Source organism: Sporosarcina sp. FSL K6-1540 (assembly GCF_038620285.1).
GTDB classification, from domain to species: domain Bacteria; phylum Bacillota; class Bacilli; order Bacillales_A; family Planococcaceae; genus Sporosarcina; species Sporosarcina psychrophila.
The window spans coordinates 4,432,101-4,452,036 of the sequence record NZ_CP152018.1; the positions used below are offsets into that span (position 1 = coordinate 4,432,101).

Genomic DNA, 19,936 nt, shown 5'->3' on the forward strand with positions numbered 1-19,936 from the left:
GCCCCCCATTCAAACTATGTACATGCTAAAATTCATTGTTTTGGAAAGAGCGGATTTTGCTCGTTCCCGGTCATCAGTAGTTTGGAAGCTGATAACAAGTATTCCAAAGACATCCGTCCGCGTCTCAACGATTCGGATATTTGTTAAACTGATCCGTTCATCCGCAAGTTTTTTTGTGATTTCCGAAATGATACCAGGGTGATCAGGAATATCAATATGCAAATCGAATGTCATATAGAATGCACCCTGAGACGTAATCGGTAAGTCGTCTCGGAACTGTTTCGCCCCTGCAAAATAATTATATATTTCGTCGGGGTCATTCGATTTTAGCATATTTCGAACATTTTCCATCTCTTCAAGCCATCCGTCCAGTTGCTTTAACAACTCTTCCCTGTTCTGCGTCGTAATATCACGCCACATGATGGGATCTGCAGATGCAATTCGAGTCAAGTCACGAAACCCGCCCGCCGCAAGTTTTTTAACAAACGGTTGCTCTTCTTGTTGTGCTGATAGCCTTCCAACGAGCGAAGAAGCGACGAGATGTGGAAAATGGCTAACGATTGCCGTCATCCGATCATGTTCTTCAGAATCGAGCACGACAATTTTCCCTTTCGTTGGACCAAGTAGAACGCGGAGCTGTTCGACCTTTGCACTGTCTGTTTGTGAATCTGGTGTCAATATGTAATACGCATTTTCAAATAGATGCTCTTTAGCCGCAGTTACTCCACTTTTATGAGAACCCGCCATTGGATGGCCACCGATAAATGTAATTCCACGTTCAAGCAAATGTTTTGCAGCATCCATTATTGGACCTTTTGTACTGCCCGTATCCGTCATAATAACGTCAGTTCTCAATTTCCAGTTGACCGCTTGATGCATCATTGCAACCGTCGTATTGACCGGCGTTGCAAAGATGATGACATCCGCATGTTCACATGCATTCTCAATAGATGTGGCAATTGTATCAATGATCCCCCTACGGAAGGCTTGTTCCAACGTACTGAAGGATCGGTCGTACCCCGTTACTTGCAGACCGGGGTTACGTTTCAAAGCAAGCCCGAGCGAACCACCAATCAGGCCAAGTCCAATTATCGCGATATTCGGTTTCATACGGCTGAACCCTCGGATTGCAACAACGTATCAAATGCTTTGAAGAAGTTACTAGTCTGTTCTTCTGACCCAATTGTCACCCTTATATAACCGGGGGTTCCAAGTGCATTTCCGCTTCTAATGATGAATCCCTGCTGCAACAGCTTTTCTGAAGCATCATCTGCATCACCTGGCACTGCAATTAAAACGAAATTTGTTTCGGAATCGAATAAATGCAGTTTATTGTCCGAAGCATACTGTGTAAACCGTAGCCTTTGTTCATGATTCAGGTTACGACAATGTTCGATGAATGCTTCATCTTCGAGCGCTTTTTCCGCAACTGCTAGACCAAGCGAGTTATTGTTGAACGGGCTCCGCACTTTATTGAGATTAGAAATGACCTCCGGGTGACCAATTGCATAGCCAACTCTGAATGCAGCCAATCCGTACGCTTTGGAAAACGTCCGTAAAATAATGACATTCGGGAATTTTTCCAGCCATGAAATCGAGTCGATATGCTCAGAGCCAGTAATGTATTCGAAATACGCTTCGTCAAGAACGACTAGGATATTTTCTGAAACTTGTTCAAGGAATCCTTTTAACGTGTCGCTAGGAATCAAGTTACCAGTCGGATTGTTCGGATTGCATAGCCAAGCAACCGCAGTCTCACCATCGATAGCTCCCAAGAACCCATCCAAATCATGATGACCATCCTTCAGCGGTACTTCCCGGATTTCGGCACCTTCTATTCTTGCATTATGAGCATATTGAGGGAATGTCGGTGTCGCCATAACAGTATTTACTCCTTTGCCAAGGAGCGCTCTTGAAATGATCATAATGATTTCATCTGAGCCATTTCCGAATAACAAAGAGGTTTCGTCAACTCCGTGTTTCTCCGCAAGTTTCTTCCGTAGTCCCCCCGCATAGCCGTCTGGATACAATTCATGTTGGATTGCGGCTGATGTCAAATAGTCTCTGACGGATGGTGCACAGCCATACGGGTTTTCATTTGAAGCAAGTTTTACAACATCATCCAGACCGTATATTCGTTTTGCTTCGTCAATCGATCTACCTGGTTTATAAGGTTGCATACTATCAAGCGCTTTTTTCCAGTTCATAAAATTCCCTCCGGTCAATAGATATGGGTTATTTTTGTAAATCCGGTCGTAACTTAACTGCATTTTTTTGATAAATATGTTTTACATAACGTTGCGGAATATCAGTATTCACATGCATAAGCGCTCTGATGCATAATGGCATTGCTCCCGGGACGTCCATCTCATGCGTACACATAACCGGTACGTATATCCATCCATCAATCGACCGAACTGCTTTTGCAGGAAAGGTCGATTTGATGTCCGTCGTAGTAGAGATAAGTACCGAAATGATATCCCCAGGTAAAACACTGTTCTCTTTCGCCATTTCTTCGACCAACGCTTGCGTCGCTTCAAGAACAGCTTGTTCTTCGTCGTTCTCGACTGTCGTTGCTCCCCTTAATCCTCTTACCATCATTTCTTCACATCCCCTTTCGTTCTTTGTCTCAATTGATCGAATGCTTGTTCGCATTGTGCTTTTGACAGTTCTTTTACATAGGGTCTTCCTATCCCATCAAGCAAAACAAAATTAAGCTTTCCGAAAGAGACTTTTTTATCTTTTTCCATATAATTCATAAATACATCGATTCCATGTTCATGAACCGGTTGGAATGTATAGCCATGCGTATTTGCAAATTGGATGAATCGAATTGTCAACGCTTCATCAACCGCGCCAGTGTCTTCACTTAAAATAAGACTATATACCATGCCAATCATAACCGACTCTCCATGGCTTAAACCACCGAAACCACATACACCTTCTACAGCATGGCCGAATGTATGACCGAAGTTTAGATACTTTCGAGTCGAATGCTCAAATTCGTCTTCTGAGACAATTTTCGCTTTAACTTCGATTCCCCGTAACAATTCGCGTGATAACCATTCAATGCTTGGTTGAGAAAAGGAAGGTGTAGACAATAGCTCAAGCGTCCATTCCTCATTTGAAATAAGCGCGTGTTTCAACAATTCTGCCATACCCGATCTGATTTCTCGAGGCGGAAGCGATTCGAAGAGCCTTGTGTTGAATAGAACTCCGACTGGCTGATGAAAAGAGCCTACCATATTTTTCCCTTCCGGCATATTGATTGCCGTTTTGCCCCCCACTGCACTGTCATGAGCCAAGATTGTTGTAGGACATTGCAAGTACCTAATCCCCCTCATGAATGTCGCAGCGACGAACCCAGTGAGATCACCGCATGCGCCTCCACCAAATGCGATAAGGAGAGAATCCCTGGTGAATTTTTCATTTAACAAAAAAGATAGGCAATCGACATACACAGCGGATGTTTTACAGCTTTCTCCAGCTGGGACTGTTTTTACACTAATTTCACAGTTTACAGACTGCAACGACTTTTGTAGCAGCGGCAAGTAGATAGCTGCTACCCGCTCATCCGCAATGATAGCAATTCGGTCGACTGTACCTAGAAGTTCAGCATATTCTGTGGTGAATAGCTCGTACGTATCTTGACCTATATGGACGTTATATTGATGATCCCGGACAGCAACTGTAAGTTTCCCCATATTAAAACTCCTTTACATACCGTCTATATTCTTCAATATCCTTTTTTAGACCGTCCATCGTGTCCGAACGGAATTCTTCCATAATGGCTTTCGCCATTTCAGTTGCAATGACATGTTCTGCAACAACAGAAGCTGCAGGTACCGCACAAGGGTCTGAACGTTCGATTGTAGCAACAAACGGTTCTTTCGTATCAATATCGACACTTTCAAGCGGCTTGTACAAGGTAGGGATAGGTTTCATGACGCCCCTGACTACAATTGGCATACCTGTCGTCATTCCACCTTCAAGGCCACCCAATCGATTTGATTTACGGAAATAGCCTTGTTCTTCACTCCAAACAATTTCATCATGCACTTTACTGCCTGGCATTTTTGCCATTTCAAACCCGAGTCCAATCTCAACGCCTTTAAACGCATTGATGCTCATCATCGCTCCCGCAAGCTTACCGTCCATCTTCCGATCGAATTGAACATAGCTCCCGATTCCAGGTGGACATCCTTCAATAACCACTTCTACGACGCCTCCAACCGTATCTCCACGGCCTTTCGCATCATCAATTGCTTGGACCATCAGTTTCGAAGCCTCAGGGTCTGCACAGTAGACAGGGTCATTCTCGATGATATTGCGGAGCTCTTCCGTCCCTTTTCCTGCATATGTATCTGGATTTGTTGTGAATCCCCCAATTTCTGTTACATGTGCGACAGTCTCGATACCTAGTTCGCGAAGGAACTGTTTTGCGACCGCACCGATTGCCACACGCATCGTCGTCTCACGCGCGGACGATCGTTCTAGAACGTTGCGCAAATCTCGATGACCGTATTTCATGCCACCCACAAGATCTGCATGACCTGGTCTTGGACGCGTTATTTGTCGTTTCACATCTTCTGGCTTAACATCATCAGCGAGTGGTTCTACCCCCATAATCGATGTCCAATGCTTCCAATCATCATTAACAACCGTCAACGTCACCGGTGACCCAAGTGTTTTACCATGGCGGACACCTGATGAAATGACAACCTGATCTTTTTCTATTTGCATACGTCTTCCGCGACCATGTCCACCTTGACGCCTTGAAAGTTCCCCATTAATCATTTCAGCAGTCAATTCCATTTGAGCAGGTAGCCCTTCAATGATTGCTGTTAGTTGCGGACCGTGTGATTCACCGGCAGTGAAATATCTCATTCCATTTCCTCCTCCGACGAATGGATTAACATTCGTTTTATAGCACTCTACCAAAGTAAGATGCTTTTGACTATATGTTTATATTAAAAATATCCGGAAAGTTATCCGGATATTTTAAATTTTCCTATAAAAAAATGTGTCTTCTGATTCTAATCCGTATTTTGAAGGATTGAAAATCTGTTCTGTACTTCCCACAAAAAGAATCCCACCCTGTTTAAGCGATTTGGAGAAGTTCGTGTAAATCTGATCTTTCGCTTCTTCTGTGAAGTAAATCATTACATTGCGGCAGACAATTAAATCGAACCCTGTATCGTATCGGTCTTCTAACAAATTTTGTTGCTTAAATGTCACAGTCCGTTTGATGTCATCCTTCACCTGATAAAAATGACCTTCATTGACAAAATGCTGTTTCACGATTGAGGCAGGCACTTCCTTCAAAGCTCTTTCAGGGTATAAACCGACTTTCGCCCGTTCAATTACACCTAAATCCAGATCAGTCGCCAAGATTGATATATCACGCAGTGGCACATGTGATAATAAAACGAGTGCTATCGAATATGGTTCTTCACCCGTGGAACAGGCAGCACTCCAAATCTTCAGTTTTTTACTTTGAGCAAGGAGCTTGGGGAATATCTTCTTTTCCAGCACGTCCCAGCGCTGGGCATTGCGGTAGAATTCAGAAACGTTGATGGTCATCCGATCAAGGAATTCCTCAAGTAGCTCTTTATCATTATGTATAGCTTCATAATACTCTATAAAATTTCGGTACCCTCTTTTCTCATATAGAGAAGTGAGTCTTCTTTTCATCTGTGCTTCTTTATAAAGTGACAGTTCGATACCCGTCTTTTTCTTGACGTTTCCAATAAATACAGCATAATCCGGCAACCTGCGTCCCCCCGTTCATATATTCTTACTATTATAACGGATTGGAACCCATTTCGAAAGAACAAAAACAGCCTAGCGAAATTCGCAGGGCTGTTTAAGGTAATTAATTGATCCAGTTGTTCATTGATTTGTCATAAGTAACAAGTTCTTCTTCCTTGAAGAAAAGACCGATTTCACGAACAGCTGATTCTGGAGCATCTGAACCGTGAATGATGTTTTTGCCAACAGTAACAGCGAAGTCACCGCGGATTGTTCCAGGTGCAGATTCTTTCGGGTTCGTTGCGCCTGTCATTAGACGGCCAACTGAGATAACGTTTTCGCCTTCCCAAACCATTGCGAATACAGGACCTGATGTGATGAAATCAACAAGCTCGCCGAAAAAAGGACGCTCTTTATGTTCGCCGTAGTGTTGCTCAGCAAGTTCTTGTGAAATTGTCATAAGCTTAGCGCCTACAAGTTGGAAACCTTTACTTTCGAAACGACCCACGATTTCACCGATTAGATTACGTTGTACGCCGTCTGGTTTAACCATTAAAAATGTTCTTTCCATATTTAACACTCCTTCTTATATATGTATCAGGATTTCTCCTTTTCGATCGTACCACCCGATGCCTGATTTTTCAACTGTTAATGCACTAATACTTACGTCTGCCAATGAAAGCAGATATTTGCATGAATGCCTTTTTAGCATTTGCATCACCATCAGGCAACTCATTTATTTCATCCATTGCTTTTTGCAAATACAAATCGCTCACAGCTTGCGCCATCTGAATGGCCTCTGTACCGCGAATATAAGTCAACATTTCTTCACGATCAGATTCCGTTAAAGTCCCGTCAAACGACCGCTTCATATAAGGTTGGAAATTCACATCGTCTTTTATGTATAGGATGGGCAAAGTCAGATGACCATTCAACAGATCACTGCCTGCCGGTTTTCCAAGCTCTTCATCCGTTGATGTAATGTCAAGAATATCATCGACAATTTGAAAAGCCATGCCTGCAAAATAACCGAAGCGACGCAATTTCCTTACATTCGCAGGGTCCGCTCCTGAAACAAGCGCACCAAGTTCACAACTGGATGACAGGAGAAGTGCCGTCTTTCGTTTAATGCGGCGCAAATAATCCCGAATCGTCTGATTGGTTTTTCGCTGATGATCAATCTGGATGACTTCACCTTTACAAATTTCAAGCATAGTCTCTGCAAGTAGCTGATGAATAGCAGGAATTTCAATCTCACCTATCGATGTAAGTGCACGTGAAAAGATGAAGTCCCCCGTATACATCGCAATTCTGTTATCCCAACGCGCCCTTACTGTTTCGAGGCCACGACGCATATCTGAATCATCGATAACATCATCATGGACAAGAGACGCCATATGGACAAGCTCAAGTGAGACAGCTACCTTTGCCACATCCTCCAACGAATAGTTGCCAAACTTGGATGACAGGATAACAAAAATAGGTCGAATCCTTTTTCCACCCGCACGAAGCAGGTGAAGTGATGCTTGCCGAATGATAGGGGAAGATGAATTGAGGGATCGTTCAAGTTCCTTTTCTATATAAGCGAGATCCTTTCGAAAATCACCATAAAGTGACAATAACTTCAATTTCTCCAAAACGATTACCTTCCCCTGCTGTCTTTATTGTTTATATCCAACGTGACCAGCCGCGGCGCCGCCACTGTATGACTTAAAGGACACTTCAGTGAAGCCCGCTTCCGAAAATAGCTGGGCAAGTTGTTTCATCCCTGGAAAATCATTTGCCGATTCTTGAAGCCATGAATATTCTTTGTAACTTTTCGCAAAAATTTTCCCGAGAACGGGCATGATGAAATTGAAATAAAATCGGAATAATTGCCTGTAGCCTGGAAGTTCAGATTGAGAAGTTTCTAGACATGCAATCATTCCACCAGGCTTTAAGACACGATTCATTTCTTTTAATACTGTTAAATAATCCGGTACGTTACGCAATCCGAAACCAATTGTAACAAAATCGAACGAGTCGTCAGGGAACGGCAATTCCATCGCATTCCCTTGTACAAGCGTAATAGTTGGATATGCTGCAACTTTCGGCCGGCCGGCTTCTAACATGCCTTCACTGAAATCGAGTCCTGTAACATGCCCAGAGGCACCTGTCGCCTCTGCAATAGCGATCGTCCAATCAGCAGTTCCACAACACACGTCCAATGCACGAGCACCTTCGTGGACGTTCATGCGTGACATGATGTCATCGCGCCATTTCTTATGTTGGTTGAAACTGATCACGGAATTCATCTTATCGTAATCGACGGATATTTTTTCAAAAACGGTGTGGACTTTCTGTTCTTTTGATATCGACAAGAGTTATACCTCTTTTCTTCAATTCAGTTTACCAATTAGCGGTGTCACTAGGTTACGGATTTTTCGCTGTAAAAAAGGCTGAAGATAATCTGCTGCATCAAGTGCTTTTTGCATTTCAGCATGAAGCTGAAAAACCGCATGATCCGCATCAGCAGCATTCATTGTGCGGCGTGAACGCTTATCCGAAATAGAATTGCATTCAGCATTCCCTTCTTCAAACCATAAAAGCGACAATGCTGCACTGGCTAGCGGGACATATTGTGCAAATCCGAATGTATATAAAAAATCAGTTATACACCCTGCTTCGATGATTCTAACTGTTTCAATCAACTTTTCAGGTCCATCTGGTAATTGGTCGTGAAAAATCGTCTTTGTCTCGTTAATTTGTCCGATTGTTTCAGACAAGGAACGGATGAAACCAAATTCAGGCAGAGAGGCGAGTAGCCGATAATGGATTCCGCTGAAATAATCCCCCGACAAAACAGTAAGTTGCTGTTGCTTTGATGTAGCGTCAGATACATTAATCGAATCATGCGCATCAAAAGCAGCGTGAACAGCACCAACTGCGATTGACGCTGTATGTAAACGATTGTTCCACCTTTCCCCGTTCAACATTGGCAACAGGAGAATAAAGGCTTTTACAGCATCGATTGTTATTTGACCAACATCTCTATCCACAATCGGCTCGCGAATTGCATTCTCTACTTCACCTATATAATTTTCGATATGCAGTTTAATTTTTTGGGTTTCCATCGTCGAATCTCCATTCAAAGACGTCTACGGAAAAGTGTGTCAAATACGAATTAGTCTTTCCCTTCGCTTGACAAGACACCGTATGCGGTATGAACGTCAGCTTTGCCACGTATTTTCATTGCTGACGTATGATCAGTAAATTGTGCGATCATCACTTCACCACGGTCTAATTTTTCCGTATGATGAAACTTCGTATCGTTTCCTCGTGTCAGACCGATTACGTTCACGCCGTCTTCTTTCGCTTTTATAACGATATAGTCGGTTTGTGTCATTTTCACCTCTCCTGTCTATTCTTTTATGGTCTTATCATATCATAGAAAAGGCGTTACTCGCAAAGGCTTCAAGACATCTTAATAAGTGATAGGATCTCAGCCCGTTTCACATCGTCCTGTTCGTATATACCACGCGCAACTGTAGTCACTGTCTTCGCGCCTGGTTTCTTGATGCCTCGCATCGTCATACACAGATGCTCCGCCTCAATTACTACGTAGACACCGATTGGATTTAGCATTTCCATCATCGCTTCCGCAATTGTGGATGTGATACGTTCTTGAAGTTGTGGCCTTTTGGCAGTCGTTTCGACGGCTCTCGCTAATTTACTCAGGCCAGCAACAACTCCATCACGCGGTATGTATGCAATATGCGCATTCCCAAAAAACGGCACAAGGTGATGTTCACACATCGAGTAGAACGGTATATCTTTTACAAGAACTACTTCATCGTGATTTTCATGGAACACTGTTTTGAAATAATCCTTTGGGTCTTTATTCAAACCTTCAAATACCTCAGCGTACATCTTTGCGACACGCTTTGGAGTATCTATCAGCCCTTCACGCTCGGGATCTTCACCGACTGCTTCCAAGATCATTGAAACTGCCTTCTCTATTTTCTCGTAATCGACAACATTCATCATTCGAAACCTCCCAATCGGAAATAAAGCTATTCCAACAAAAATAGTAGCATACTCGCCCATTTCCGTACAGTTCGTTCACTCTACATTGGACAATAAGATAAAAATGGAAAGAAGTCCGCCCCAAGTATCTAATGAATTAGATACGACGGACGGACTTCTATGTAAACTTGAGAATTATTTCACTGCGTCTTTAAGCGCTTTACCTGCTTTGAAAGCTGGTACCTTGCTTGCAGCGATATCGATCTCTTCCCCAGATTGCGGGTTACGTCCTTTACGAGCTGCACGCTCACGTACTTCGAAGTTACCGAAACCGATCAATTGTACTTTCTCACCACTTGCAAGAGTAGATTGGATCGTATCGAATACAGCTTCGACAGCTTTTGTAGCATCTTTCTTAGTTAGTTCTGCTGCTTCAGCTACAGAGGTAATCAATTCTGTTTTATTCACACCATTCACCTCCTCTCAAAGGGCATTAGCTAGCTTCTAATACTGTAAAAAGAGTATCACAAGAAAATCCCTGACGCAACAATATTATCGCGTAATCGCTAATATCATGCACTTTTAGCTAAAAAAACGGAAAAAGATCCGCTTTTGACGGATCTTTTTCCTTTAGACGATAAATGTAATCATGCCTTTATTTCCATCATTCACCATCTGTTCAATCGTCTCCCGCAGACGTTTTCTTGCTTTCATCGGAACAGAAGCTGTTTTGAAACGAATGCTTTCCTTCATGACTTCATGGAGCGGTGTTCCGAATAGCTGTGTTTCCCATAATGCCTCTCTATCATGCAAATAAGCATTCTTTAATTCTTTTAATAAATGATGGCTATGAAATTCGGAACCGATTAATGGAGAAAATTCGGCTTCCATATCAACCCGAATAATGTGAAGCGACGGTGCCGTTGCTTTCATGCGAACGCCGAAAAAGTTGTTCTGTTTGATAAGTTCCGGTGCAGAAGGATTGAAATCCTCAATTGTCGGAAGAGCAACACCGTAGCCTTGCTTTCTAGCTGTATCGATTGCTTCCGAGTACATGTCATACGACTTTTTCGCTTTGGCCGCTTCCTGAACAAACAACAACCAGTCTTTTTTCGAGCCGATTTCCTGTCCCATAATTCCTTCACAAATTTCACGGAAAGCCTGTTCATCCATAGTAATTTTCACGATTGCTTTCCCTTTACCAGCATCTACTTCAATGACTTCTGCATGCCTAACATATTTTTCATCTTTTAAACTTTCTGCCAACTCCTGTATTTTACGGATTTTTGATACACCCAAAAATCCCTCATTAATCACTCTGTCGATGTTGGCATTCAGTTCATGTTCACTTCCGAGCACTTCCATCCAATCTGGTTTTTGGACTTCAATATCAGAAATCGGAAATTCGTACAATGCTTCTTTTAAAATAAGTTGAATTTCCTGTGCGTTTAACTGATCAGCACTTATCGCAATGACAGGAACCCCATATTTTTCATGTAGTTCCTGTTTTAATGCGATCGTTCTGTCATTGGCCGGCATTTTAGAATTCAGAACAATAACAAAAGGCTTACCAATATCTTTCAACTTATTAACGATTTCCTCTTCAGCAACTTGTGCTGCTGCCCGTGGAATATTGTTTACTGTTCCATCCGTTGTAACAAGAATACCAATCGTAGAATGATCACGAATCACTTTATCCGTACCAATACGCGCCGCTTCTTCAAATGGTATTGGTTCGTTGTGCCATGGCGTGTGAACCAATTTCGGGCCATTCTCATCTTCATAGCCTTTTACGCCGTCTATCACATAGCCAACGCAATCTGCAAGCCTGATTTGAAACTTCAGCTCACCATCCCCTACAGATACCGAAGTCCCTTGGGCGGGCACAAATTTCGGTTCTGATGTCATAATAACTGAGCCTGGTGAACTCTGAGGAAGCTCATCCTGCGCACGAATTCGATCCGATGCTTCCGTCATATTTGGAATAACGACTTCTTCCATAACTCTTTTCACGAACGTAGATTTCCCTACACGAACAGGTCCGACGACACCGATATAAATATCACCGTCTGTGCGTCTAGCCAGATTTTCATATAATTCCTCTTTCATTCTATCGTCCTCCTTTAGATGCGCATATTAGTTTATGTAAAAAAAAAACGTTTCATGCACGTGGCATGAAACGTTTTTCATTTTGATTTATTCATGAATATTGGTTCGTTGTCTGCATTCACTGTATAAGGTAATGAATAAGCCGGTAAAACAGGATAGTTATCCGTTAAAAGGTGACGAATATCCTCCCCTGGTTTAACAGTCTGGGTCTTTTCTTGCAACATTCGGTTTAAATCAATCGAATAATCGATGTAAAAAACACCATCCCCACCGATAACAATCGGTAAGATTGCATCTGAATAGGGGCTAGGAACCGTCAGCGGCTCTTTAAAGCCCATTGCTTCGAAATCGACTGTATAGACATGGTCACCCACGGACTCCTTGAATGGAGCTCGACCATTGACGTTTTTCCTTAGGTTTAAATCGCGAATATGTTCCGCTGAGCGCAAATCAACAAGCTTTACCGTTGGAGTCGTTTCAACGTCTATCAACACATATTGATAGATCCCACCAGTTTCATACGCATTTGAAGGCATTTTTTCCGTGTAAGCTGGTACAACTTTGGAGAACTCAATGGGATATTTGATGTAAATATCTGTTTCAAGGTCACGTGTTTTGATTGGCAATAATCCTCCCGAATTTTTCTGATAAGCATCAACCGCTTTTTGCATTGATTCCAGCTGATCAGCATACGGGATTTCCTGTCCAGTTGTTTTTTCGGACGGGTACATACATCCAGATAGAACAAAAACCAAGGAAGATATGAAGAGTAGCCCGATTTTTTTTACTGACATAGTCATCATGCCCCTCCTGTCGGCCCATTAAATACGAGATAAATCATCGCAAAAAATGAGAAGATTAATAAAGAATAGGCTATTATAGCAAATAGTAATTTCAAAACTTTATTTTGAAGCTTATGCCGACTCACATAAATAAGACCCATGGAAATAACCATGAATCCCATCGCATAGAACGACAGCCACATTTTATCCATCGAGGACAAAGGAAGTCCTCCTTTCGTATAATCAGTATTTAAAAAGGCAGAAGAAAAGGACCAGTGAGCATAGCCCCAAGTCCCTCGCTTGCACGTAATGTGCTGGCTTTTATACGTGTGGAGCGGAGGGGGAGGCTAGCAACGTAATCTGACGTTTTTCACAAGTCTTTTTGAATTACAGAGTCAACGGTTGCCGAAGAGATCTTCAACTTCCTGCTTCTTCATACGGTTCATAAGTTGGTCCACAGCTTGTTTCGGCGGTATTCCTTCAAATAGTATGGAGTACAGTGCCTCTGTGAGCGGCATAGAGACTCCGTGCTGGGCTGCAAGCTGATGTGCCGCTTTAGCCGTCCGTACACCTTCGATGACCATACCCATGCCTGATACGACCTCGTCTAGACTATTCCCTTTTCCGAGCATATTGCCCGCTTTCCAATTGCGTGAATGAACACTCGTACATGTAACAATCAAATCGCCTAGACCTGTCAGACCTGAAAATGTAAGTGGATTCGCACCCATTTTCACGCCAAGTCTTGAAATCTCCGCTAATCCGCGCGTAATAAGCGCAGCTTTGGCATTATCACCATAACCTAGTCCATCAGAAATACCGGCTGCCAATGCAATTACATTTTTAAGCGCAGCTCCGATTTCCACACCAACTATATCCGGATTTGTATAGACACGGAAATAATGGTTCATAAATAGGTCCTGAATCTTTTCTGCCGCTTCCAAATCGAATGATGCAGCCGTTACTGTCGTCGGATGACGCAGAACAACTTCTTCAGCATGACTTGGACCCGAGAGAACAACAATAGCCTTTGTTTTCGAGGAATCTAGCTCTTCCGAAATCATTTCTGAGATTCGTTTTAACGAATCTGGTTCAATACCTTTTGAAACATGGACAATTAATTTAGGGCTAATCGCCATTGCATTCAGTTCAGAACAGACATCACGAATCGCCTTGGTCGGAACAGCGATGATGACAGTATCACTATGCATCGCCGCCGCTTCCAAATCTGATGTTGCTTTCAAATTAGTAGGTAAAGAAATACTTGGTAAATATGACTTATTTGTATGATTTTCGTTAATTTCAGCGGACTGGTCAGAACGCCTCGCCCAAAGTAAGCAATCATGACCATTTTCAGCAAGAACAAAAGCAATCGCAGTTCCCCAGCTTCCGGCTCCGATAACAGTTACTTTTTCCATTTCATACAGACATCCTTTCTCCCGTAACGTCGATCAGCTTCTTGCTCGAGTAATAATCCTGATCGGAGTTCCTTCGAAGCCAAATGACTCCCGAAGACGGTTTTGTAAAAAGCGTTCATAAGAGAAGTGCATGATTTCTACATCGTTCACAAAGACGACGAAAGTTGGCGGTTTAACAGCTACTTGCGTAGCATAATAAATACGCAATCTGCGTCCTTTATTATTAGGTGCAGGGTTTCTTGCAACAGCGTCTTCAATCACTTCGTTCAAGACACTTGACTGAATACGTAGTGCATGGTTCTCATTAATTAATTTAACTTTTTCAAACAACGTATTAACACGCTGTTTTGTTTTTGCTGAAACAAAAGCAATCGGTGCATAATCGAGGAATAGGAAATTATCACGGATATCCGCAATAAACTTGTTCATCGTCTTATCATCTTTTTCGACAGCATCCCACTTATTAACAACAAACATGACGCCTTTTCCAGCATCTTCTGCGTAGCCGGCGATGCGCTTGTCCATCTCACGTATGCCTTCTTCACCATTGATAACGATAAGAACGACATCAGAGCGATCAATCGCTTTTAGTGCACGAAGAACAGCATATTTCTCTACATTTTCATACACTTTCCCTTTTTTACGCATACCAGCAGTATCAATAATTTTATACTTCTGTCCATCATATTCATAAGCCGTATCGATAGCATCTATTGTTGTTCCAGGTATGTCACTAACTATGACCCGTTCCTCACCTAAAAATGCATTGACAAGTGATGATTTACCAACGTTAGGTCTCCCAATTAACGAAAACCGGATGACATCATCTTCAATTTCTTCAGCACCTGGTTCTGGGAAATCATTCGCTACTGCATCAAGCAAATCCCCTAAACCTAGTCCATGCGCACCAGAAATCGGATACGGTTCTCCGAATCCAAGGGAATAGAAATCATAAATCATGTCCCGCATGTCTGGATTATCAACTTTGTTTACAGCAAGTACAATAGGTTTTTTCGTTTTGTACAAGATCTTGGCAACTTGCTCATCAGCATCTGTTACCCCTTCACGACCATTCACAAGGAAAATGATAACGTCCGCTTCGTCTATTGCAATTTCCGCTTGTAATCGGATTTGCTCAAGAAAAGGCTCATCTCCAATATCGATTCCTCCTGTGTCAATAAGGTTGAACTCATGTGCGAGCCAATCTGCGGAGCTGTAAATACGGTCACGTGTAACACCCGCAACGTCTTCTACGATTGAAATTCGTTCACCAACGATTCGGTTAAATATTGTCGATTTCCCGACGTTCGGCCTACCGACGATCGCTACTGTTGGTTTATTCATAATCTAACATCCTTCCAGCTTATCTTCTGCATATTATACACAATAATCATTAACACGTCTAAACAGGCACATTTATAACTGTAAACACTGTCTTTGTCACACTACGACAGTATATCATTTTTACGTGAATTTAACTTACGCAAGACTAAACTATTTGTATGTGGGGCTTTTTGAGAACTTTGAAAATGAAGTAAGTCCTACAATTCATATTAATAATCGAAAGAGCGACTATCCCATTTCTGAGAAGTCGCTCTTTCTTATTATTACCAATTAATTTTCCGCATATCCACTATCACTGCTACTGATTTTCGCGAAGCATAAATGAAACCTGCAGCGCTATACTTTGCGAATTTTAAATTTATTTCTTCTATTAATAACGCAACACTTCATACTACAATCTGTAAACGTCTAACTGTTAGATCACGGATCTTTCTTTTATAATGATGGGAACAAGCGCCAACACGTTGTCGTTTGTAAACGTACGATTCGACTTACGCAGAAAACAGTATGCTCTGAACGATACCTCACCGACATCCAGCACCCTTATTCGCCTCTTACTAATTTGACCGTCATTCGCCTGGTACATCATATCTAATGACTCATTATACTTCATCGACTTGACCAATTGATTACGCACACTCATTCCCTCCCCCCCTCCCTTTCCACCAACATATGGAGCGAACGTTCTTATTATGACAAATAAGAAAAGCACAAGCGCTTGGTAGACCGGAAAAGCACTAGAGAGCCTTAAGATAAAGGAAGGCTAGGTGCTGGAATCTAGACACCGCTCCGCTGAAATCTTATACGTTCTTTTCTTTTGAAAATGACGACTGTCCTTGATGGATTTACCGCCTTTTGATCTTCCCTACCTTAATTACCTCATCTGCGCTGGTCAATAAAGACTTTTAGTGCGAGTGCATCATCTAGTGACAACTTACCTGCCCTAAAGTCCGTTAACCATTTGTCGGAAATTAAACCTTCTTTTACGGCATCCGACAAGTATTGTTCATAAGCAACTTTTAACGTTGCTGAGCTTGGATTAAACATGCGTGCATCCTCCTTTGGTAGCGTTGGGATATTCAATTCTGCCAGACGTTTAACTATGGCATTGCGAACGGTCGTCATACGCCCCTCACCTATGATACGGTGCGGACATTCTTTACCACTCCAATCCCGATGCCATTTAACACGATCTATACCCCAGCTGTATTGCTTAAGTATGCGTGCTATATAGTCGACGGCATTCGCTTCCGCATTAACATACTTCGGACCGCCTGATTGTGAGTAACAGATTTCAATCCCTATGGATTTCCGATTACCTGCCCCTTGACCATCCCCAGCGTGCCAACCGTTGCGTGTAAACGGGATAGCTTGCACTGCATGTTTATCATCGATTGCCACATGATACGACGTCGCAGTCGTGTTCCGCGTCATGAAAGCAATCTCGTTGATTGCCGTCGCATCATTGGCTGTATTGTGGATGGTGATGTATTCCGGCTTCATCGGATACGTCGCTTTCAGAGGATAAAGAGACGTCGGAATGTAGTTGTTGATTATTGTATATGGCATATTATTCACCTTCTTTTTTTACTAAAGCCCTGTCGGCGGAATAAAGGCCTCTTACTAATCCCCCACTTATCACGCCGATAAGAAAATACCTTGCTTACTATTATATGTAACTATTTAGACAACCCCTATGACAATTCCTACGTTATTAATTATCCACGGATCGGGAATAGTATCATTTCCTATGCAACAAAAAAGATGATGATGCCCATAAGGGGCATCATCATCTTTTCAAATTCTCGTTCATTATATTCACAAATTAGTCACATCGAGTAAATTAAACAACATTTCTTAGTCAGTCTTTAGTTGAAAAGTTCTTCAGCTGATCTCCGATGACATCGCTCAGTGAAAAACCTGATGCTTCTTCTGGCATTTCATAATTTCCATAAGAGTTATTGTCTTCTTTTTCAATAAGATCCTTAATGCTTAAAGATAGACGTTTATCATCCGTATTGACTTCTAGTACTTTGACATCGATTTTTTGACCTTCTTTCAACACTTCATGCGGAGTACCGATGTGTTGGTGGGATATACGCGAAATATGGACAAGCCCCTCGACGCCAGGGAACACTTCTACAAATGCACCATATGAGACGAGACGTTTCACAGTCCCCTCAAACTTAGATCCTTTAGGAGCCTTCTCTTCAATTCCTTCCCACGGACCAGCCAATGTATCCTTGATGGATAGTGAAATTCGTTCTGAATCACGGTCGATTGATAGGATCTTCACATTCACTTTGTCGCCCTCTTTTAGAACGTCTGAAACTTTCTCGATATGATCATGAGAAAGTTGAGATATATGAACAAGTCCATCAATGCCACCGATATCAATAAAAGCACCGAATGTTGCAAGACGTTGAACAGTCCCCTCCAGTACTTCACCTTCTTTGAGATTATCCAAAACTTCACCTTTTTGTGATGCTTTTTCTTCTTGGATAACTGCACGATGAGAAAGAATTAAACGATTTTTTTCCTTATCCATTTCAACAATTTTAAATGTCATCATACGACCTTTATACTCTTCAAAAGTCTCGACGAAATAATCTTCGACAAGTGATGCCGGAATGAAACCACGTACACCAAGGTCAACAACTAGTCCGCCTTTAACAACGTCTTTTACTTCCGTTTCGATTGTTTCTTTATTATTGAATTTCTCTTCAAGAGAACCCCATGCACCTTCTGCATCGACTTTACGTTTTGAAAGGACATAATTATCTTCTTCCACTTTAGTGATAATCAGTTTAATTTCATCGCCTTCTGCAACTGCATCCTCAGCTTTTTCAATGTGAAGGCTCGATAGTTCGCTGATTGGAATAACACCATCAAAAGGTGCTCCCGCAATTTCAACTGTCACAGACTTTTCTTCGATTTTAGTCACTTTCCCAGTAACACGGTCACCTTCATTGTAGATGTTCGCTGCTTCTAAGTTCATGTCTTCAGTCATTATGTAGTCCTCCTTCATAAAGAATCCTACTTCTATATTATTCGAATCTATTCAAAATAACAAAAAATTACCCTTATCTTATTTATTTTGTTCGATAAGTTTTTGAATTTCACTCATGATGATCTCTGTCATGTCTTCAGCTGAAGTCCGACTTTCACGATAAGTTGTCAGATCTAACGGTTTACCATAGACAACTTTCAATCTTCTAAACACTTTGTAAGGCCCTATAATTGCACAAGGCATAACGACCGCATCGCCACCCTTCAGCGCGAAGAATCCTGCGCCTGCAAGCCCTTTACCAAGTTCCCCCGTCTTACTTCTCGTTCCTTCTGGAAACATCCCGACAACTTTTCCCGATTTAAGGATTTTCAATGTATTCCGGAATGCTTCCCTGTCACTCATACCCCGTTTCACAGGATATGCATTCACTTGCGGAAGAATACTTTTTAGCAATGGCATTTTGAATAACTCTTCTTTTGCCATGAAGTGAACAGGCCTAGGACAAGTACTACCGACAACCGGAGGATCGACATTATCGATGTGATTCGTGCAAAGCAGAACACCCCCTTCTTTCGGGAAGTTCTCCGCACCAATTACTTTAATGCGATATAACGGATAAAATATTGCACTGCAGAGCATTTTACCAAGTGGATATAAGTTCATAAGTTCATCCTCTTTTCTGCAAGTTCACTGATTTTTTCCGCCACATCTGTAATTGACATCGAAGTCGTATCGATAAGAACAGCATCTTCCGCTTGTCTGAGTGGAGACACTTCTCTTTCACTATCCGCGCGATCACGTTCAGCAATTTCAGCTTTCAATTGTTCAAGAGACGTTGTGAAGCCACGTTTTTCGTTTTCAATATGACGTCTCATCGCTCTCTCCTCAACAGAGGCTGTCATGAAAATCTTTAGTTCTGCATCCGGCAGGACAGCCGTCCCGATATCGCGCCCGTCCATTACAACACCTGCACCTATAGCTAGAATCCGCTGTTTATCAACCATCAGCTGACGGACACCCATATGAGTAGCGACAGAGGATACAGAAGCCGTCACTAATTGTGAACGGATGTCTTCTGTTACGTCTTTACCATCTACAATGACCGCTTGGCCGTTAATTGATGGCCTAAGAACTATCTCCGTCTCTTCCAATAACTTTTCAAGTTCTTGTCCATCCCTAGTATTTATGTTGTGAACTAACGCTTTATGCGTTAGTGCGCGGTACATAGCACCTGTGTCGATATACGTATAGCCCAATTTTTCAGCTGTGATTTTAGCAATTGTACTTTTTCCAGCCGCAGCCGGACCATCAATCGCGATTTTTATCTCTAATGCCATTTCATCTACCCCCGTAGTCAATTAGACAATATTGTATCATAAGAAGAGCGTAAGCGCCTGGGTAGACCCGAAAAGCGCTGGAGGGCCTTAAGATAAAGGCGCTTTTTGCCTTTAACTTAAGGACTGAAGCGACTCGAGGGTCTAGGCGCCTGGAGTCTAGACACCAAGAAGAGCGTAAGC

Annotated in this window: 23 protein-coding genes; all 23 read right to left on the reverse strand. The window is 42.3% G+C overall.

The window, feature by feature from the left end:
• Positions 1 to 9: 9 nt before the first annotated feature.
• Positions 10 to 1,110, reverse strand: a complete 1,101-nt coding sequence (locus tag MKY15_RS21320; protein ID WP_342538528.1) for a prephenate dehydrogenase — start codon at positions 1,108 to 1,110, stop codon at positions 10 to 12.
• Complete coding sequence (gene hisC / locus MKY15_RS21325; protein ID WP_342538530.1) at positions 1,107 to 2,207, reverse strand: histidinol-phosphate transaminase; 1,101 nt, start codon at positions 2,205 to 2,207, stop codon at positions 1,107 to 1,109. Before hisC ends, MKY15_RS21320 begins: the two co-directional genes overlap by 4 nt.
• Positions 2,208 to 2,235: 28 nt before the next feature.
• Positions 2,236 to 2,598: a chorismate mutase gene (gene aroH, locus MKY15_RS21330; protein WP_067213969.1), complete on the reverse strand. Its 363-nt coding sequence runs from the start codon at positions 2,596 to 2,598 to the stop codon at positions 2,236 to 2,238.
• Complete coding sequence (aroB, locus tag MKY15_RS21335; RefSeq protein WP_342538531.1) at positions 2,598 to 3,704, reverse strand: 3-dehydroquinate synthase; 1,107 nt, start codon at positions 3,702 to 3,704, stop codon at positions 2,598 to 2,600. Before aroB ends, aroH begins: the two co-directional genes overlap by 1 nt.
• Position 3,705: 1 nt before the next feature.
• Positions 3,706 to 4,887 carry a chorismate synthase gene (aroC, locus tag MKY15_RS21340; protein WP_187045132.1) on the reverse strand — a complete coding sequence of 394 codons (1,182 nt, stop codon included), beginning with the start codon at positions 4,885 to 4,887 and terminating at the stop codon, positions 3,706 to 3,708.
• A gap of 114 nt (positions 4,888 to 5,001) precedes the next feature.
• Positions 5,002 to 5,772 carry a protein-glutamate O-methyltransferase CheR gene (locus MKY15_RS21345; protein ID WP_342538532.1) on the reverse strand — a complete coding sequence of 257 codons (771 nt, stop codon included), beginning with the start codon at positions 5,770 to 5,772 and terminating at the stop codon, positions 5,002 to 5,004.
• 103 nt (positions 5,773 to 5,875) lie between these two features.
• Complete coding sequence (ndk, locus tag MKY15_RS21350) at positions 5,876 to 6,322, reverse strand: nucleoside-diphosphate kinase (RefSeq protein ID WP_067210372.1); 447 nt, start codon at positions 6,320 to 6,322, stop codon at positions 5,876 to 5,878.
• Positions 6,323 to 6,407: 85 nt separating this feature from the next.
• Positions 6,408 to 7,388 carry a polyprenyl synthetase family protein gene (locus MKY15_RS21355; protein WP_067210375.1) on the reverse strand — a complete coding sequence of 327 codons (981 nt, stop codon included), beginning with the start codon at positions 7,386 to 7,388 and terminating at the stop codon, positions 6,408 to 6,410.
• Between the two features lie 24 nt (positions 7,389 to 7,412).
• Positions 7,413 to 8,111, reverse strand: coding sequence for a demethylmenaquinone methyltransferase (locus MKY15_RS21360; RefSeq protein ID WP_342538533.1), 699 nt, complete (start codon positions 8,109 to 8,111; stop codon positions 7,413 to 7,415).
• Between the two features lie 18 nt (positions 8,112 to 8,129).
• A complete protein-coding gene (locus tag MKY15_RS21365) occupies positions 8,130 to 8,864 on the reverse strand; it encodes a heptaprenyl diphosphate synthase component 1 (RefSeq protein ID WP_340742318.1) in 735 nt (244 codons plus the stop codon).
• 50 nt (positions 8,865 to 8,914) lie between these two features.
• Complete coding sequence (mtrB, locus tag MKY15_RS21370; protein ID WP_067210381.1) at positions 8,915 to 9,136, reverse strand: trp RNA-binding attenuation protein MtrB; 222 nt, start codon at positions 9,134 to 9,136, stop codon at positions 8,915 to 8,917.
• A gap of 68 nt (positions 9,137 to 9,204) precedes the next feature.
• Complete coding sequence (gene folE, locus MKY15_RS21375; RefSeq protein WP_067213970.1) at positions 9,205 to 9,774, reverse strand: GTP cyclohydrolase I FolE; 570 nt, start codon at positions 9,772 to 9,774, stop codon at positions 9,205 to 9,207.
• A gap of 177 nt (positions 9,775 to 9,951) precedes the next feature.
• Entirely contained in the window at positions 9,952 to 10,224 is a 273-nt protein-coding gene (locus tag MKY15_RS21380) for an HU family DNA-binding protein (protein WP_067210384.1), read from the reverse strand.
• A 162-nt stretch (positions 10,225 to 10,386) separates the two neighbouring features.
• Positions 10,387 to 11,865, reverse strand: a complete 1,479-nt coding sequence (gene spoIVA / locus MKY15_RS21385) for a stage IV sporulation protein A (protein ID WP_067210387.1) — start codon at positions 11,863 to 11,865, stop codon at positions 10,387 to 10,389.
• 77 nt (positions 11,866 to 11,942) lie between these two features.
• Positions 11,943 to 12,665 (reverse strand): hypothetical protein, encoded by a 723-nt coding sequence (locus tag MKY15_RS21390; protein WP_342538535.1) that lies wholly within the window; start codon positions 12,663 to 12,665, stop codon positions 11,943 to 11,945.
• Positions 12,665 to 12,868, reverse strand: a complete 204-nt coding sequence (locus MKY15_RS21395; protein WP_067210389.1) for a DUF2768 domain-containing protein — start codon at positions 12,866 to 12,868, stop codon at positions 12,665 to 12,667. Before MKY15_RS21395 ends, MKY15_RS21390 begins: the two co-directional genes overlap by 1 nt.
• A gap of 174 nt (positions 12,869 to 13,042) precedes the next feature.
• Positions 13,043 to 14,065 (reverse strand): NAD(P)H-dependent glycerol-3-phosphate dehydrogenase, encoded by a 1,023-nt coding sequence (locus tag MKY15_RS21400; protein WP_067210392.1) that lies wholly within the window; start codon positions 14,063 to 14,065, stop codon positions 13,043 to 13,045.
• A 33-nt stretch (positions 14,066 to 14,098) separates the two neighbouring features.
• A complete protein-coding gene (der, locus tag MKY15_RS21405; RefSeq protein ID WP_067210395.1) occupies positions 14,099 to 15,409 on the reverse strand; it encodes a ribosome biogenesis GTPase Der in 1,311 nt (436 codons plus the stop codon).
• Between the two features lie 415 nt (positions 15,410 to 15,824).
• Positions 15,825 to 16,052, reverse strand: coding sequence for a transcriptional regulator (locus tag MKY15_RS21410; RefSeq protein WP_335339499.1), 228 nt, complete (start codon positions 16,050 to 16,052; stop codon positions 15,825 to 15,827).
• 236 nt (positions 16,053 to 16,288) lie between these two features.
• Positions 16,289 to 16,978 (reverse strand): N-acetylmuramoyl-L-alanine amidase, encoded by a 690-nt coding sequence (locus tag MKY15_RS21415; protein ID WP_067210397.1) that lies wholly within the window; start codon positions 16,976 to 16,978, stop codon positions 16,289 to 16,291.
• A gap of 292 nt (positions 16,979 to 17,270) precedes the next feature.
• A complete protein-coding gene (gene rpsA, locus MKY15_RS21420) occupies positions 17,271 to 18,419 on the reverse strand; it encodes a 30S ribosomal protein S1 (protein ID WP_342538536.1) in 1,149 nt (382 codons plus the stop codon).
• A gap of 78 nt (positions 18,420 to 18,497) precedes the next feature.
• Positions 18,498 to 19,082 carry a lysophospholipid acyltransferase family protein gene (locus MKY15_RS21425; protein ID WP_067210403.1) on the reverse strand — a complete coding sequence of 195 codons (585 nt, stop codon included), beginning with the start codon at positions 19,080 to 19,082 and terminating at the stop codon, positions 18,498 to 18,500.
• The gene (gene cmk / locus MKY15_RS21430; protein WP_338656346.1) at positions 19,079 to 19,756 is read right to left on the reverse strand and encodes a (d)CMP kinase; all 678 of its coding nucleotides are present in this window, start codon (positions 19,754 to 19,756) and stop codon (positions 19,079 to 19,081) included. Before cmk ends, MKY15_RS21425 begins: the two co-directional genes overlap by 4 nt.
• Between the last annotated feature and the right edge of the window lie 180 nt (positions 19,757 to 19,936).